This is a genomic window from Endozoicomonas arenosclerae (assembly GCF_001562015.1).
Classification (GTDB): domain Bacteria; phylum Pseudomonadota; class Gammaproteobacteria; order Pseudomonadales; family Endozoicomonadaceae; genus Endozoicomonas_A; species Endozoicomonas_A arenosclerae.
This window is the reverse complement of record NZ_LASA01000073.1, coordinates 1-14977: the sequence shown is the minus strand read 5'-3', so window position 1 is coordinate 14977 and position 14977 is coordinate 1. Positions and strand designations below refer to the sequence as shown.

Below are 14977 nucleotides of genomic sequence, written 5' to 3'. Positions count from 1 at the left end.
CCGTTACGAAGATATGATGACGCCCTATGAAAAGTTTGTTTCTCTGCAAGATGCCCAGCAATACTTGAAGAGCGGAGTCACCCTGAAAAGTTTGGAGGCGAAAGCGCATGTCATGACCGATAATGAAGCGGCACGAAGGCTTCAAAACGCCAGAGAGAACTTACTAACAGTCATCTATGAACGACCAGCCTGAGGCCGGAGTCATGCACTCTTCTTCAGGCTCATTTTTCAATTGGAAAATACTGGCCGGACCACTCTGAGGTCAGTTCCGGCAGAGTCTGAATCCAGGCGACCAGTTGCTCCTGATTCAGGTAGGCTCCAGCCATCCCCAGAACAACCAGGGATAAAGGCAGGTAAATGCCAAAGGCACGAGTCAGGTTGGCCGGCGGGGAAGGTTGTTCTCCATAACTGTTTGAGCCTTCGGAGCCCGAGCCAATACTGAGCCAGAACAGGAACAGGACATTTACCACCGGGATGATCAGAAACAGCCATAGCCAGCCACTTCTATCCATATCATGCAAACGCGTAATGACCAGATAAAGCGTCAGTAAAATAGCGAGACTGTGAATGCCCAATACCATGGAAACGGTTTGTTGAATGGTCAGGGCAGCACCAATCAGCATGGGCAGGTAATCTGGAATCATATAAGCCAGTATTTCGATCGCGACCACAATCCAGCTCAGCGCCAGGTAACGGACACGGCCTGTTCTGCGAATCAGTTGGAAAGGCTCGCTGGACTTTTGCTGGGGTGTTCTCGACAGAGGCGTACCGGCAAAGATCGCAGTACTTTTCTCATCGGGTGGAGGGAGTGTTTTAGAACCATCAAGGGTCATAATCCGGCATTGTCCACCGGCTTTGTTGATGGCTTTTTCGTACTTTCTGGCTTCTTTTTCAGTGACAGGTTTTCGAACCGCGTAAGGCTTTCCGGAAAACAGGCGACTGATGCGCTGTTCATCGGCATTGAAGAGTCGGGCCAGATTGTTTCTGACTTCAGCTTCGGAAAAGTCTGGCAGAATCTGTCCTTCAAACAGGACTTTGTAATCTTTGCGCTTCATAACCCTGTCCCCTGAGCTTTGGGAAACATCGGTTTGGGATGTTTCCACTCAGGGCGTGTTATCGGCAGAACTGCCTGAAGCCCAAGGCTTTCGGCTCTTAAAAAGGTTTGACGACGACCAGAATAACAATGCCGACAAGGAACAGAACCGGTACTTCATTAAAAATGCGGTAGAACTTATCGGACTTGGTGTTGGCGTCGTTGGCAAATTTTTTCATAAATGCCCCGCACATGTGGTGATAACCAATCAGCAGTACCACCAGAGCCAGCTTGGCGTGCATCCAGCCGCCGCTCATGTAATAGGAAGGGTTGTAACTGATCAGCCAGAAGCCCAGTGCCAGAGTGGCAATCATGGAGGGCAGGGCAATGCCACGATACAGCTTGCGCTCCATGATTTTGAAGCGCTCATTACTGGCCTGGTCCTCACTCATGGCGTGATAGACAAAAAGTCTTGGCAAATAAAACAGGGCTGCAAACCAGCAGACCATGGCAATAATATGAAACGCTTTAACCCAGAGCATTCAGAGAGTCCTTGAAATTTTGTTCAGTTGGCATATCCGGGTTAGAGAGTAGCGGAAAAAAAACCAGAGTTCGATATCTAACGGATTTGATGAGGCTGGTTTAAACGGCTGCACTCTTGCCGTGATAGTAGCTTTCAATTGCCTGACGAGTGATGATTCCGCAGGCCTCCACAGTCACCTGACTTTGTTTCCTGTTTTTGGTGTGCCTTCTGGGGGTGATGGCAAGAATATCTACAGACAAACGGTTCATTAGCTCAAGGGCTTCATAGAGAGTGGCTTGCAGACTGATGCTGTGAACTTCAGAAGCGTCTGGAATAGCCAGTAAATCCAGGTCCTGACTGTGTTGATCCGGCAGTTTGCCCGGAGCCAGAATATGGCTCAGTGATTGTTCATGGCAAATCAGCACCCAGTCAGACGCTTCCTGCAAGGTTCCGTGAAGTTCTTCCTGTGAGGGGTGTCTGGAAATCTGGCTGCAGGCTGAGTTCATTAAACTGGCGACACCGGTTTGTCCAAGCAGTTGATGAAGAGGAGACGATTCGAGGTTTTGTCCGCCCTTGAGTAGCTGGATTTCGAAAATACCCCGATTCTGGAAAAAACGACCCGAAGTCAGGCAGGCAATCACGATCACAAACATGGCAGGCATGATGATGTTCGGATTTCGAGTCAGTTCCAGAACGGTGACCAGTGCGACCAAAGGTGCTTGCAGTGTTGCCGCCATCATGGCCACCATGCCTAACAGGGCATGGAAAGAACTGTTCAGATTTGGAATATCGAGCAGTTGCTCTCCCAGAGAACCAAAGACGGCTCCGGACACCGCTCCCATAAATAAGGAAGGCCCAATGATACCGCCAGGAATTCCAAGGCCGGTTACAACTGCAGTCACCACCAGTTTTGTGATCAATAAAATGGCCAGAGTTGAAAGGCTGAACAAGCTACCATTCAGTATGCCTTCGAGAGTGTCATAGCCCATGCCCATGACAGAGGGCACCAGAAAACCCGCTATGCCCATGATAAAACCGGCTAATAAAATAGGCAGTACAAGCTGGCCTTTTCTGCGGCTGATCATGGAGGCTTGCAAACTGATAAACAGACCTGCCATAACCCCAATGCAAAGTGCCATGACAGCAGCAATCAGCAATTCTTCCATAGACATCATGGATATTGCGGGAACATGGAAGGCAGGCTCAGGGCCATACATGAATTGAGCCATCAGGGCTGCCACCACGGAAGCAGCCATAACAGGAATGAAACTGCCCAGCGAATACTGTTTAACGATGACTTCCATGGCAAAAATGACACCTGCCAGAGGCGTGTTGAAAGACACTGATATTGCGGTTGCGACTCCGCAGCCGGCGAGGATTCTCAGAGTATTATCCGGCAACTGTAAACGTTGACCCAGAGCACTGCCAGCACCTGCGCCCATGTGAACGGCAGGTCCTTCACGACCCACAGAGAAGCCTGTGGCCAGGGCGATCAAAGCGGTAAAAAACTGAAGTACGACGCTGGATGATGGCAGGCGGCCACGGTGAAGCGTTAATCGTTCAATAACGTGTGCGACACCGACACTGCGTCGCTTTTTCCTGATCAGTTTGACCAGAAGAATGATGACTACAGAGCCAGCTACTGGCAGCAAAAAGCGGTGCAGGGCTGAGAGGGATTCAAAGTTATCTTCACCAGCAGGCACAAGCGTTGAAGACAGAAGTGTCAGTAACTCTCTGAAACCTATTAACAGTGACCCGGCAATCAAACCTGTAAGCAACCCAAGAATAGTCAGTTGTGGCAAAGCGTCCGCTGTGGAAAGGCGGATGCGCAAGGCATTCAGTGACAACTTCTTCTCAGGGTTATTCAGCAATCCTGTCTCCGGAACTACATGGGTAATCGAACGGCTTAATATTAATCTTTTAAGTAATGGGCTGCATCTGGTTTTGCATAAAAATCCATAACTATTGCGTATTTTGTCATAACTTCGTTGTCGATGGTAATGTTGGGTGCTCCTGCTGCGTTGTTTTGATAAATACTGGCTGCTAGAGTGTTTTGCTGTTTTCAGCCTGGCGCTAATGCTAAAAGGCTTGTGAATACCCATAATGCAATAGGCGGGTTAGGCATCATGTTTGAGAAGGAAGATCTGTTGAAACTGGCAAGAATGCCTATGCCATTTGGTAAATACAGCGGCAGGGTATTGATAGATCTTCCTGAGGAATATCTGCTCTGGTTTGCCAAAAAAGGTTTTCCAGAAGGAGAGCTTGGTCGTCTAATGCAGTTGGCGCTGGAAATTCATATTCATGGCTTGACCGAAGTCATCAAACCTTTGAAACAGCCCTGATTAGCTTCAGTAGTTTCACCTTTGAGGTGATGAAATATTCATAACAGTAAAAAGAAGTCATTTATGTCTCTGAACACCCTTTTGAATCAGATCAGAACCGAGCCAGATACCGTTGAATTTGATCAGGTCATGGCAGCTATTGCTGATCACTATGAATACACGCCTGTTAATTTCCACAATGGCAACCTGGTCAATGAGGCAGGCACCAACGAAGGTTCCTGTAAAATTTTTGCTTTTGGTCTCCTGAATCAGTTAACTGAGCAGGAAGTGTTGAGTTGCTTTGGCCGCTTCTATCGTGAAGACGTACTTCAGAACCCTGAAGGGGATAGCCACGGTAACATCCGTAACTTCATGGCCCATGGCTGGAAAGGCGTGCGTTTTGAGCAGCAGGCCTTGCAAGAAATAAAATAAATAATTATTCTTAATTTTTATATAAATATTCTATATAGAGTGGCGTATTCATGATCAAGGCAGGCATTGTAGGTGGTACTGGTTATACCGGTGCAGAATTGCTGCGTCTTCTGGCAGTTCATCCCGAGGTGGAAGTCACTGTTATTACCTCAAGAAAGGAAGCGGGAAAGCCTGTCAGCGAGTTATATCCAGGCCTGCGAGGCAAAATGGATATCGCTTACTCTCAGCCAGACGATGATGTACTGGCGACCTGTGATCTGGTGTTCTTTGCGACCCCTAATGGCATTGCCATGAATTCTGTGCCCAAGCTTTTGGCAAAAGGGGTTAAGGTGGTCGATCTGGCAGCAGACTTCCGTCTGAAAAGCCCAGAGGACTGGAAGCAGTGGTACGGCATAGATCATGCCTGTCCTGACATGCTGGCAGAAGCGGTATATGGCTTGCCGGAAATGAATCGGGAGCTCATAAAATCGGCTCAGCTGGTGGCCAATCCAGGCTGTTACCCAACAGCTGCACAGTTAGGTCTTTTGCCTCTTATGGAGAAAGGTCTGATCGATGGCAATGTTATTGTTGATGCCAAGTCTGGTGTAAGTGGAGCAGGCAGAGAAGCTAAAGTTGCCAGCCTGCTGTGTGAAGTATCCGAGTCTTTTAAAGCTTATGGTGTGCCCGGTCATAGACATTTGCCAGAAATCAAACAAGGCATAGCTCGCATGCCGGTGGGTGACGCGCAAATCTTTGATGGAGAGCTGGTTTTTGTTCCTCATCTGGTGCCAATGATTCGTGGCATTCATGCTACGTCGTATGTTTCAGTGAAAGATCACAGTGTTGATTTACAGGCCCTCTTTGAACAGCGCTACAAAGATGAGCCGTTTGTTGATGTGTTGCCTGCTGGTAGTCATCCTGAAACCCGCTCGGTTAAATCCTGTAATCAGTGCCGTATATCAGTGCATCGTCCCCAGGGTGGCGATACCGTTGTGATCCTGTCGGTTATTGATAATCTGGTGAAAGGGGCTGCAGGTCAGGCTATTCAGAATATGAATATTATGTGTGGTCTGGATGAATCTGCGGGTCTTGATGCTCCGGCCCTGATGCCCTGATGCCCTGATGCCCTGATAGTGTTTCCCGAGAGCCTGCTCAGGCTCTCGGCTTCTGCTCTAATAATTCCGACCTGATTTATTTCCAGGCTTTGAATAAGGCCACTACACCTCTGGTTTCTATTTCAAAGCGGCTGAATCGATTGCTTAGTGCCTGTTCAAGGTCTTCCAGACTGTCGTTGGTGTTATGGAAAATACCTTTTTCGTTATAGATTGCCATCAGTTTTCTGGCAAAAAAGCCTCTCTGTATGCCTTTATGGATAATTGTGCTGCCAAAAATTACGCCACCTTTTTGGAGGTGAGGTAAAAGATGGTCAAAGACAACAGCCTTCTCGGGGATTGAGCCAGGGATACAGTGCAGCAGATAGTTTATAGCAATGGATTGAAAGTTGGTTTCAGGTAACTCAATCGGCTCAAGAATGTTTCTGACAAAAGTAGATGGCTGATACCGTTTAATACGCATCGCCGTGGCATCCAGAGAGTTCTTGTTCAGATCAAGAAGGACGACTGTTGACGAGTCAGAAGGGAAGCGACATTTATCCAGAAAGTAGCCAGTCCCTACTCCAACGTCCAGATGTCGATCAGAGATATTCTGATTGTATAAGTCTGTTATGAATTTGGTTGGGCAGCGCCAGATCAGATGGTTGGAGAATCCCAGAACATAAATATCGTAAACAGAGAGCATTTTCTTTGAGTAGATGGCTTGCCCATCGATCACATCCTGATCGCTGCTTTTCCTTATTTGGCTCATGATTTCAAAGTCCTGCAATGTACTTCTTACTGTATCGACAGGACTTCAAGTGTAGACAGGTTATTAGCTTTAGGAGGAAGAAGGCCCGGTCTGTTGCTTCTTTTTGATCTGTTCCAGACAGGACTGGCAATAACAGGCTGTAGCTGTTTCAGGAATTGGCAGAAGAACTCGTGGTGTATCTGATACTGGTACTTTCAGTTCTTCCATACACCAGCATTGCTCAGCAGGTTTGCCGGCACTTATGGCACAAAGGTTTTGTTTTTGACAAAGGGGGCAGAGCTTGGGGTTCACAGATTACTCCTGACACAAACAGCCATGAGCCGAAAAGGCAGCTAACTCAGAAACATGAAAACAGCAATAGAACCTGATAGAGCTGCATTTTCATAGTAAATAGCTGATATCATGGCCACGCAATGATCCATCAGCCTTGAGCGATAACTTAAAACAATAACAGCCTTGAGCGAAGAAAAAATGTGGAAAAAAATATCGGCACTTGTGATTGTCACTTTGGTACTTTTGTACTTCATTCCTCCCGTCAATAAACTGGATACCCATCCCTTCTACGCGGACACCAGTGGTACAGCAGTGATTGCCCATGGTTCAGGCCAGGGGCTTCGACCTAATAATACACTGGAGGCGGCTCAGCTCTCCAATCAGCTGGGAGCCGTTATTGAGCTTGATCTGCACTCCAGTAAAGACGGCCATCTGATTGTCAGGCATGATGCCACCGTGGATGCCACCACCAACGGCAGCGGCCTGCTCAAGGAGAAAACCTTGTCGGAGTTGAAGGAATTGGATGCGGGTTTTCGTCATGATCCGGATGGTAATGAGAAATACTCCTTCCGTGGCATCGGCATCCAGATTCCCACCCTTCAGGAAGTGATAGAGGGGACACCCAGAGGTCGCTATGTCATGGAATTAAAACAGGTTGAGCCTGATATTTCAGTGCAGCTTTGTCAGCAGCTCCGTGATAATAAGATTGAACAATCAACCATTGTCGCTTCTTTTAAAGACGAAGCATTGGAAAAGTTTCGGACAGCCTGCCCTGAAGTGGCTACGTCCATGTCGTCCAACGAGGCCAGAACCTTTATTCTGATGCAAAAAATCGGACTCTCCCATCTGGTGCCGGTTAAAGCCAATGCCATGCAGGTACCACCTCAGAACTCTGGCATCACTGTGTTGACCGATTCTTTTCTCCAGGATGCCAAAGCTCGGGGCTTGAAAGTGGATGTATGGACCATCAACGATAAGGATCAGATGGCTCAGCTGATTGATATGGGGGTCGATGGCATCATTACGGACTATCCCAATCGTTTGAAAGAGCTGTTGTAATAAGTATCTAACCAATTGCTTTCGCAAATTTTAGGCGGCGGCTTTTTCCAGTCTTTTGCGTTCCAACTCTGGTTACGTAGCGAAGGCTACGCGCCCGCCGTTGCGCCTTGAAGACTGAAAAAATCCACTCGCCAAAATATTGCGAAGCAACTGGCCAGATACTTAAGAAGCCAGTCCGGATGATTCCTGATAGAGTTGTCCGGCTGAAAACAGATTTATATAAATAATAAGAAAAAGACTATGGCTGTTTTTGAGCGATTTGAATATCAGGGTGTCGATGCGATTCGTACTGGACGACAGAACCATATCTCCGGTTCCTTTGTAAACTACAGGGTTGGAGATACCTTGATTGATTGTGGACCAGTCAATCAATGGAAATGGCTAAAGCCCTTTTTTGAAGAAAAAGCCATTCGGCAAGTTCTGATCACTCATTATCACGAAGATCACAGTGGTAATTCGCTTAATTTCAATCAATCTTTCAATATCATCCCAAAGGCTCACGAGATTACCGTTGAGCAGTTACAGAATGGTTTTTCCATCCCTTTGGCGGGCCGGATTTTCTGGGGCAGTGTACCTAGGGCGACAGCGCAGCCATTACCAGAACAGACTGAGTTGGAGAATGGAGAAACCGTAATACCCATTCATGTTCCTGGCCATTGTCCGGATATGCATTGTTATTTTATACCCGACAGAGGATGGATGTTTACCGGGGATCTTTATATCGCCAAAGTCATCAAGTTCATGCACAGGAAAGAGAGTCTTCCACAACAGGTTGAAGATATCAGGGCAGTTCTGGCTTGTGATTTTGATACGATCTTTTGTCCTCACCGAGGTGTGGTAGGGCAGGGGAAGCAGGCCATGCAAGATAAACTGGATTACTTGCTGGAACTGAGCTCAAAGGCTCAGAGCCTTCACCATCAGGGAAAAACCTTGAGAGAAATAACTCAGATATTATTAGGGGCTGAAGAGCTGGCCAGTTATGTCACACGATTTGCATTCAGCAAGAGAAGCTTGATCGAAGGCTGTCTGGAGGTTGAGCTTTAAACGGCTCAGTTTTATTCAGAAAAGCAAAATAAAGTTTTATAGGCAGCAGGTATTTATATAGGGAGGCATTTTTGTGAATGTCATTCTGAGCATCTTTGACTATATTTTGGCCATTTCAGTTAAACGATAGTGTGCTTTTCTATCTGTTCTTGATGTAAGGTCCCAGGTTGATTCAAGTGCATCTTCAGGTTTCTTCAGGTCTTTTTAGTGAAGGCCTTTAATACTTTCCTGCTGAGTCTTATCGTCTGTTTTTCTTCACCAGTAAAAAGCGGAATCGAAGATACGATTTATCATATTGAACAGCGATTGGCACGGGGAGAGAGCGTAGCCATCCTGTACATTGATATGCAGACGAAATTCATCAGAGCTTTTAATGAGTCAGAATTTGCCAGGGTCATTGAAGGGCAGTTACGGCTGATAAAGCACTTCGCAGGACGGGAAAATGTCCATTTGATTGATGTGAATTATAAAGATCAGGGGCCGACACTCTCTGAAGCATTAATGCAGCTGAGGAAAAATATTAATTACCGGTTGTTCGTCAAGGATAAGGACAGTGCTTTTCAAACGATGCGGACGATTCCTGCCAGCGATGACCAGCCGGTACCTGCAGATCAGGTTCGGGGAAAATTGATTGACTACCTGCATTCAATTAATACTCGGGAAATCATGTTGACGGGCTGTTTTGATGGCGCGTGTGTACAAAGAACTGCGAAAGACGCATTGGATGCAGGCTTCAATGTTTCGGTGGATAGGGATTTAAACATTATTGAGAACCTATATTCCAGTAATCGGAGACTATACACGCCTGAGGAGCATGCCAGAATCAGATCTCAGCGCTGGGAGTTGATACAAAAGCAGTTTCCCAACCTCAAGATGGTTCAGCCTATAGAGCATGATTACTGTGTGGTTGATTAAGTATTCCCAGCAAAGCTCGTAAGCAAGCATTGAGTGACTAGAAAAACTGAAAGTGTTTTTCTTATCCTCTTTGACTATATTTCCTAAAACCTGACATAAGTTGTTGTTTATTTTCTAGCGGCCTCTTAATTCGTCAGGAATCTAACCCGTTCTTTTTTGAGCCGATGTCATTTCATCTTTTAACTTTTTAAGGGCTTTCAGAATGAAGGTCTTTACTGCTTTTCTATGGGTCATTTTATTGAGTGTTTCGTGTCCGGTTAAGAGTGGAATCGAAGATACGATTCATAATATTGAGCAGAAGTTAGTGGCCGGTGAGTCTGTAGCTATTTTGTATATAGACATGCAAACCCGCTTTATGAGGGCTTTTAATGCAGCTGAATTTGCAAGCGTGATTGAGGGTCAGTTGAAGCTGCTTAGCCACTTTGCTGGGCGGCAAAATGTACACTTTATTGATGTTAATTATAAGGGACAAGGCGCTACGTTGTCTGAGGCGCTCATCCAGCTGAAAAGAAATTTGAACTACAAGCTGTTTATCAAAGATGAAGCCAATGCATTTGGTGTTGAGCACACAATACCCGCTGATGGCGAGGTCATCTCGGATAGCCAGATTCAGGGAGAATTGAATGAATACCTTCGATCAAAAACGATCAGTGAAGTGATGGTTACGGGCTGTTTTGACGGAACTTGTGTCCTGCAAACCGTTAAAGGCGCTTTGGATTCAGGCTTCAACGTTTCAGTGGATCGTCAGTTAAATATTATCGAAAACCTGAAATCCATAAGCAGGGCTTTTGCTTCACCCGAAGAGCAGGCTAAAGCACTGGATACGCAATGGATAGAGCTTCAAGAGAAGTTCCCGAAGCTGACAATAATCAAACCTGCTGAGCCTGGACCCTGCCATTAAAACTGAGTTTTATGATGTATGTCTGGAGGCATCCTTTCCAAAGTTCAACAGCCACTGGTTCGTCACTGGCTTCAAAAGGTCTGATTATCAAGGCTACTTTGTATGGATTATTGTTGCTGTTCCAAAAGATCGGGTCTGATTCTCGCCATTCTGTGCGTGCTGCCGTATTTACCCTTCTGGAAGCAGTCAAAGCGGGATGTGCCTTCTATTTCGAAACCATACTTTTTGTACAGGGCGATAGCGTGTTCATTTTCTGTGAAAACGCCCAGCTCAATGCGGACGATATTTAACCAGTTATCGCAGAGCTGAATCATTTCATCGACGAGTCTTGAGCCTATGCCCTGACCCTGAAAGTCGGGGTGAACACTGATACCAAAAGTGGCTACATGTTTTTTACGTGGCTTGTTGGACATATGGATGCCCAGGTGTCCTGCAGCACGGCCATCCACTTCGGCCACCAGCTGAACCGTCTCATTGGTTTGGGAGCGGAACAACTGCTTCCAGTGATCAGAGTGGTTGTAGGGAATCTGGGAGGTGTTCTGTACCAGATCTTCGTACTCGAACATTTCGGCGATCTGAGGAAAGTCTCTGTCTTCCAGGTGTCGTATTTTTATTTCCATTATCACTACTTCTTTCTGTGGCTACCCCAGTCGGCAGTATTCTCTACCTCAGTAAGCTATGCAAGTCAGCTAATTGAGTGTTACCCGTAATGGGTGTGTAAAGATGGTGTGTAGGGAAAGGTAACAAATCGAATGAGTGGTGCTTGTGTACGCAAAAAAGCAAAAAATGCGGAAAGTACTTACGCTCTAGTCTTGCCGGTCAAAATGCAAAAGTTGGCACGGGGCTTGTATATATGAATCCCGCAAAGAACAAGGCCGCTAAGAATAATAAAAAGAGGCTGTCTTTCGACCGAGAATAATAAAAATAAGGGGTCGGAGCTCCAGGTAGTCAGGTTTTTGGGTTCATCCCGAGTTCAAAAAACCTGTCTGCCTGGCCTTTTTTGTTCTTTGGTGGATGTCGGAATCATGCCGATGACTACCTCACAGTCACAGGTTCTGATATGCGGTAATGAAGCTGCGCAACTGATTATGAAAAATAATCATGCCGTTTGTCTTTTAATAAGCACAGAAGGGGTTGTATCTGCCGATTTTCGCGATATCTTTAATCGTATTGTACTCATTGCTTCTGGAGCTATTTGAGATACAATCAGCTTAGCTTTAAGTTATGTCTTATATTTATGTCTTGCGTTTCGAAGTTCCATAGTTGTAGTTCTTCCTGATAAATCATAAGTAGTAGCGATGCTTTCAGCTAAGCGACCATAGTGTGTGGTCATCCTATTTTTGTTCAATTTCAGGAATTGATTATGTCTGCTTCTACCGGAACAGTTAAGTGGTTCAACGAATCCAAAGGTTACGGCTTCATCAGCCAGGACTCAGGTCCTGACGTGTTCGCTCATTTCAGAGCCATCGTAGGCACTGGCTTCAAAACTCTGGTTGAAGGCCAGCGTGTTAAGTTTGAAGTGACTCAGGGCGCTAAAGGCCCTCAGGCTGAGAACATCGAAGTAATCGACTGATTGCTCTTCACGCCCTTTTGGGGAGTGATAAAAAAAGCAGCGCTATGCGCTGCTTTTTTGTGTCTGGAAGCCGGTAAAAGCATCCGATGCTGTAGTCAGACTATTTCTTTAATAAGTCTGGCAACCAGCATGACAAGAATCAGGATGATAGCGATTTTTGACAGCTTGGACTGTTTTTCCTGGCTCATGGGTTTGCCAAATCGCTCCAGAGCAATGACGACCACCGCCAGAGCTACAAACAAAAGAAACAGTATTTTTAATAGTTCCATGCTTTTTTCTCGCTATGGGCATTTCTCACGCTATGAGCGGTCTGCCATTTTGATGGTCTGGTAGCCTCCCCAGACCCGGGTTATGGTTGTCAGGATACAGATTGCAGCAAAAATTGCAGCCAGTATGGGGAAATAGTGAGGAAACAAGCAAAACAGTACAAAGATGCCAATTGTTTCCGTCCCTTCCGCCAGTCCATTCAGATAATAAAAGGACTTATGACTGAAGTTAAGGTCCGAGAGGCCTTTCTTTTCAGCCATTATGGCATAGGCCAGAAAGCTGGAGCCGGTGCCCATAAAGGTGAATATCAGCAGGCTGGCCACCAGAGCGTTTCTTTCCGGATCTGCAAAAGCAAAACCAAGTACTACACCAGAGTAAAAGATAAAGTCGAGGGTGATATCCAGGTAACCCCCGGCATCCGTAGCTTCAGTGATGCGTGCCAGAGCGCCATCCAGACCATCCATTATCCGGTTGCAAAGAATCGCAAGCAGGGCTGGTAAATAGAGTTCAAATGCCAATAAAGGCAAGGCTGAGAGCCCGATCAGGAAGCCAGCCAGAGTCACCTGGTCGGCAGTTACACCCCATTGTTTCAGTGGGCGAGCAAGGTGAGTCAGGGGTGGTCTGATCCAGAGGGAAGTCCAGCGATCAAGCATTATTGTCTTTGCGAGTCAGGTTTAATGGCAGGCTATCATACATTGAGTGTTGGGTGGTCGCTATTGGTCCAGCCGCCAGCTACGTGTTTGTGGTGGCTGTTGGGCTTGTGTATAGTCCTGCCGATTCTATTTAATATAACTTTCAGGTAGTTCAGGTGCTCGTTGGAGATTCTCCAAAAGCATAACAGAGGGCACCTGAGACAGGATTCAACCAGGATAACTCATATGCCAGATCCTCGTTCTATTTTTCAGGGAGTAAAGCCGCCCGGTAATATGAAGGTGGTGCGTCATGACCCTGTCAGAGAGCGCAAGATCAAACTGATTGTGGTGGCTGCTTTTATCCTGGTTACGGTCATTTCTTATTATCTGGGTGGACGCATATCGGATACCGAGGCAGCCAAGCTCAGACGTGAAAACTCTGATCTCAGAAGTCAGGCGCAAAATCTGGAAGGCGAGCGAGAAACTTTAAAGCAGAAACTGGTCATTCTTGAAAGAACCAGTAAGGTTGATCGTGAAGCCGCAAACAGTGTCCGGACTGTTATCAGGGAACTGGAAGACGAAAAAGCCCAGCTTGGGAAAGACCTTTCATTCTATAAGAGTATTCTGGCTCCTGAAGACAGTGGGGAGGGGATCAGGCTTCATGCATTTGACCTGTTGCCCGGTGAAGAGAAGAATCAATACCGCTTCAGAATGGTGGTATCCCAGGTGGCCCGCGATAATCCTTTTCTCAAAGGTACTCTGAATGTCACTGTAAAGGGTACAAAAGAGGGCCAGAAGGATTCCTTGTCACTGCTTGAACTGGCGGGCATGGAAAAGTCCAAGGCACTGGGCTTTCGTTACTTCCAGTCTTTCCCGGATAACCGTGACTATCTGAACCTGACTTTGCCTGAAGGCTTCAAGCCTGAGAAAGTGATGGTGAGCATCAAAGTGAAAAACGGTGCTGCACGCAGCCTGACCAGTGTTCTCGACTGGCAGGAAGAGCTGGAAGCCGACATGAAAAAAGAGCTGACAGACAGCGAAGTCGTAAGTGAATCAAACTGACGTGGTTTTCCAGTAGTTGACTGCTTTACTGGGTTACTTGGATAATGGCGGCAGTATATTATTAAAGCTAAGCATATAGGGTTTCTAAATGGAGCCCTCAGAGTGTTAACGTGGTTATCTGCAGAGATCAGGTAACACGGGAGGATAAATGAGCGCAGTAGTGGAAACGGTAATGCCGGACCCGATCGTACTGACGGACAATGCCGCAAACAAGGTTAACCTGCTGATGGAAGACGAAGACAACAAGTCGCTGAGACTGCGTGTCTACGTCACTGGCGGTGGKTGCTCAGGTTTTCAATACGGCTTCAAGTTTGATGATCAGCTGGCTGAAGACGATACTCTGGTCAAGAAGCAGGGTGCTGAAATGGTTGTGGATTCTCTGAGCTACCAGTATCTGGTAGGTGCGGAAGTGGATTATGAAGAAGGACTTGAAGGCTCAAGATTCCTGGTTAAAAACCCCAATGCAACCGCCACCTGTGGCTGTGGTTCTTCTTTCTCTATCTGATCTTGCCTGACTGGGCGGTTTTATCCGCCCTGAAACCCCATTGATTTTGAAATCTTTTTCATCCCCGGCAGGCGATGAAAAACGGTTTCTCTTGTTCATTGGTTTTTGGTCTGGTTAAAAAACATTCAATACCGACGATTGCTTTTTTCTTTTCTAAAACGGGATCAGGTCACGCTATGAAATAGCTTTATGTGACACAGTTCACATAATTCAAGGATTGGGTTGAGCGATCATTTCAAGGTCAGTAATCTAATTGTAAAGAAAACGACGGCCTTCTATATAATAAAATGTAACCGGTTACATCTGGTTGTAAATTGTCGAAGTAAAGAGGCTTTCTGCGAGCAGTTTTAGTGCATCGTGAAAACCCACGTCCTATGGACGTGGTCATGAATGGTTGGCTTCGCCTGCCATGAACTACCCATGCTACTCCTTATCTCTGAGTTGTCCCCACAACTACTAGAGATAGGAAGTAACATGAGTAGATTTGAAAAGTTAACGCATGTCATTTGGCATTGCCAATATCATATAGTTTGGGTGCCAAAATACAGGTTTCGAGTCCTGACCGGGGCAGTGAAAGCCGAGGTTTATAACAGCA

The 14977-nt window shown here is 46.4% G+C and carries 20 protein-coding genes; 12 read left to right on the top strand and 8 right to left on the bottom strand.

Features of this window, described 5'->3' with window-relative positions; all coding sequences use genetic code 11:
- Positions 1-193 (top strand): hypothetical protein (locus WG89_RS31140; RefSeq protein WP_216638471.1); only part of this gene is annotated, 193 nt, incomplete at its 5' end.
- A gap of 28 nt (positions 194-221) precedes the next feature.
- On the opposite strand, the gene WG89_RS10970 is transcribed toward WG89_RS31140, so the two are convergent.
- The 3 genes from WG89_RS10970 to WG89_RS10960 all read right to left on the bottom strand — a co-directional run bounded on the left by WG89_RS10970 (position 222) and on the right by WG89_RS10960 (position 3427).
- Positions 222-1055, bottom strand: a complete 834-nt coding sequence (locus WG89_RS10970) for a DUF805 domain-containing protein (RefSeq protein ID WP_062265596.1) — start codon at positions 1053-1055, stop codon at positions 222-224.
- Between the two features lie 97 nt (positions 1056-1152).
- On the bottom strand, positions 1153-1575 hold the full coding sequence (gene hemJ, locus WG89_RS10965; RefSeq protein ID WP_062265593.1) for a protoporphyrinogen oxidase HemJ: 423 nt from the start codon (positions 1573-1575) through the stop codon (positions 1153-1155).
- Between the two features lie 100 nt (positions 1576-1675).
- Positions 1676-3427 (bottom strand): chloride channel protein, encoded by a 1752-nt coding sequence (locus tag WG89_RS10960; RefSeq protein WP_062265591.1) that lies wholly within the window; start codon positions 3425-3427, stop codon positions 1676-1678.
- Positions 3428-3682: 255 nt separating this feature from the next.
- Here WG89_RS10960 and WG89_RS10955 point away from each other — a divergent pair, with 255 nt between their 5' ends.
- From WG89_RS10955 to argC, 3 genes are all read left to right on the top strand, one after another.
- Entirely contained in the window at positions 3683-3898 is a 216-nt protein-coding gene (locus WG89_RS10955; protein ID WP_062265599.1) for a DUF3820 family protein, read from the top strand.
- 63 nt (positions 3899-3961) lie between these two features.
- On the top strand, positions 3962-4309 hold the full coding sequence (locus WG89_RS10950; RefSeq protein ID WP_062265588.1) for a HopJ type III effector protein: 348 nt from the start codon (positions 3962-3964) through the stop codon (positions 4307-4309).
- Positions 4310-4359: 50 nt separating this feature from the next.
- A complete protein-coding gene (argC, locus tag WG89_RS10945) occupies positions 4360-5403 on the top strand; it encodes an N-acetyl-gamma-glutamyl-phosphate reductase (protein WP_062265585.1) in 1044 nt (347 codons plus the stop codon).
- Between the two features lie 76 nt (positions 5404-5479).
- Here the strand turns inward: argC and WG89_RS10940 are convergent, their stop codons facing one another.
- Positions 5480-6151 carry a class I SAM-dependent methyltransferase gene (locus WG89_RS10940; RefSeq protein WP_062265582.1) on the bottom strand — a complete coding sequence of 224 codons (672 nt, stop codon included), beginning with the start codon at positions 6149-6151 and terminating at the stop codon, positions 5480-5482.
- Positions 6152-6220: 69 nt separating this feature from the next.
- Complete coding sequence (locus WG89_RS32890; protein WP_079253787.1) at positions 6221-6442, bottom strand: cysteine-rich CWC family protein; 222 nt, start codon at positions 6440-6442, stop codon at positions 6221-6223.
- 180 nt (positions 6443-6622) lie between these two features.
- Here WG89_RS32890 and WG89_RS10930 point away from each other — a divergent pair, with 180 nt between their 5' ends.
- From WG89_RS10930 to WG89_RS10915, 4 genes are all read left to right on the top strand, one after another.
- Positions 6623-7483: a glycerophosphodiester phosphodiesterase family protein gene (locus WG89_RS10930; protein WP_062265577.1), complete on the top strand. Its 861-nt coding sequence runs from the start codon at positions 6623-6625 to the stop codon at positions 7481-7483.
- Between the two features lie 240 nt (positions 7484-7723).
- On the top strand, positions 7724-8527 hold the full coding sequence (locus tag WG89_RS10925) for an MBL fold metallo-hydrolase (protein WP_062265574.1): 804 nt from the start codon (positions 7724-7726) through the stop codon (positions 8525-8527).
- 207 nt (positions 8528-8734) lie between these two features.
- On the top strand, positions 8735-9442 hold the full coding sequence (locus tag WG89_RS10920; RefSeq protein ID WP_062265571.1) for an isochorismatase family protein: 708 nt from the start codon (positions 8735-8737) through the stop codon (positions 9440-9442).
- Between the two features lie 202 nt (positions 9443-9644).
- Positions 9645-10343, top strand: a complete 699-nt coding sequence (locus WG89_RS10915; protein ID WP_062265568.1) for an isochorismatase family protein — start codon at positions 9645-9647, stop codon at positions 10341-10343.
- A gap of 107 nt (positions 10344-10450) precedes the next feature.
- Here the strand turns inward: WG89_RS10915 and WG89_RS10910 are convergent, their stop codons facing one another.
- Positions 10451-10963, bottom strand: coding sequence for a GNAT family N-acetyltransferase (locus tag WG89_RS10910; RefSeq protein ID WP_062265565.1), 513 nt, complete (start codon positions 10961-10963; stop codon positions 10451-10453).
- Between the two features lie 743 nt (positions 10964-11706).
- On the opposite strand from WG89_RS10910, the gene WG89_RS10900 reads away from it, so the two are divergent.
- Positions 11707-11916, top strand: a complete 210-nt coding sequence (locus tag WG89_RS10900; protein WP_034832746.1) for a cold-shock protein — start codon at positions 11707-11709, stop codon at positions 11914-11916.
- Positions 11917-12011: 95 nt separating this feature from the next.
- Here WG89_RS10900 and WG89_RS31135 read toward each other — a convergent pair whose 3' ends face one another.
- Positions 12012-12185, bottom strand: a complete 174-nt coding sequence (locus WG89_RS31135) for a hypothetical protein (RefSeq protein WP_172806785.1) — start codon at positions 12183-12185, stop codon at positions 12012-12014.
- Between the two features lie 30 nt (positions 12186-12215).
- Complete coding sequence (locus WG89_RS10895; protein WP_062265559.1) at positions 12216-12836, bottom strand: CDP-alcohol phosphatidyltransferase family protein; 621 nt, start codon at positions 12834-12836, stop codon at positions 12216-12218.
- Positions 12837-13061: 225 nt separating this feature from the next.
- Between WG89_RS10895 and WG89_RS10890 the strand changes: the two genes are divergently transcribed.
- The 3 genes from WG89_RS10890 to WG89_RS29325 all read left to right on the top strand — a co-directional run.
- Positions 13062-13877, top strand: a complete 816-nt coding sequence (locus tag WG89_RS10890) for a DUF6776 family protein (RefSeq protein ID WP_062265556.1) — start codon at positions 13062-13064, stop codon at positions 13875-13877.
- Between the two features lie 148 nt (positions 13878-14025).
- Positions 14026-14382 (top strand): iron-sulfur cluster insertion protein ErpA, encoded by a 357-nt coding sequence (erpA, locus tag WG89_RS10885; protein WP_062265553.1) that lies wholly within the window; start codon positions 14026-14028, stop codon positions 14380-14382.
- 474 nt (positions 14383-14856) lie between these two features.
- The coding region (locus WG89_RS29325) for a transposase (RefSeq protein WP_172806660.1) at positions 14857-14977 on the top strand (121 nt) is incomplete at its 3' end.

Bases quoted from the DNA above. Each gene is read 5' to 3' on its own strand.
- WG89_RS10910 (WP_062265565.1), bottom strand. From the start codon at position 10,963: ATGGAAATAAAAATACGACACCTGGAAGACAGAGACTTTCCTCAGATC.
- WG89_RS10930 (WP_062265577.1), top strand. From the start codon at position 6,623: ATGTGGAAAAAAATATCGGCACTTGTGATTGTCACTTTGGTACTTTTG.
- WG89_RS10955 (WP_062265599.1), top strand. From the start codon at position 3,683: ATGTTTGAGAAGGAAGATCTGTTGAAACTGGCAAGAATGCCTATGCCA.
- WG89_RS10895 (WP_062265559.1), bottom strand. From the start codon at position 12,836: ATGCTTGATCGCTGGACTTCCCTCTGGATCAGACCACCCCTGACTCAC.
- WG89_RS10940 (WP_062265582.1), bottom strand. From the start codon at position 6,151: ATGAGCCAAATAAGGAAAAGCAGCGATCAGGATGTGATCGATGGGCAA.
- WG89_RS31135 (WP_172806785.1), bottom strand. From the start codon at position 12,185: ATGGAACTATTAAAAATACTGTTTCTTTTGTTTGTAGCTCTGGCGGTG.
- argC (WP_062265585.1), top strand. From the start codon at position 4,360: ATGATCAAGGCAGGCATTGTAGGTGGTACTGGTTATACCGGTGCAGAA.
- WG89_RS10950 (WP_062265588.1), top strand. From the start codon at position 3,962: ATGTCTCTGAACACCCTTTTGAATCAGATCAGAACCGAGCCAGATACC.
- WG89_RS10970 (WP_062265596.1), bottom strand. From the start codon at position 1,055: ATGAAGCGCAAAGATTACAAAGTCCTGTTTGAAGGACAGATTCTGCCA.
- hemJ (WP_062265593.1), bottom strand. From the start codon at position 1,575: ATGCTCTGGGTTAAAGCGTTTCATATTATTGCCATGGTCTGCTGGTTT.
- WG89_RS10925 (WP_062265574.1), top strand. From the start codon at position 7,724: ATGGCTGTTTTTGAGCGATTTGAATATCAGGGTGTCGATGCGATTCGT.
- WG89_RS10890 (WP_062265556.1), top strand. From the start codon at position 13,062: ATGCCAGATCCTCGTTCTATTTTTCAGGGAGTAAAGCCGCCCGGTAAT.
- WG89_RS10900 (WP_034832746.1), top strand. From the start codon at position 11,707: ATGTCTGCTTCTACCGGAACAGTTAAGTGGTTCAACGAATCCAAAGGT.
- WG89_RS10915 (WP_062265568.1), top strand. From the start codon at position 9,645: ATGAAGGTCTTTACTGCTTTTCTATGGGTCATTTTATTGAGTGTTTCG.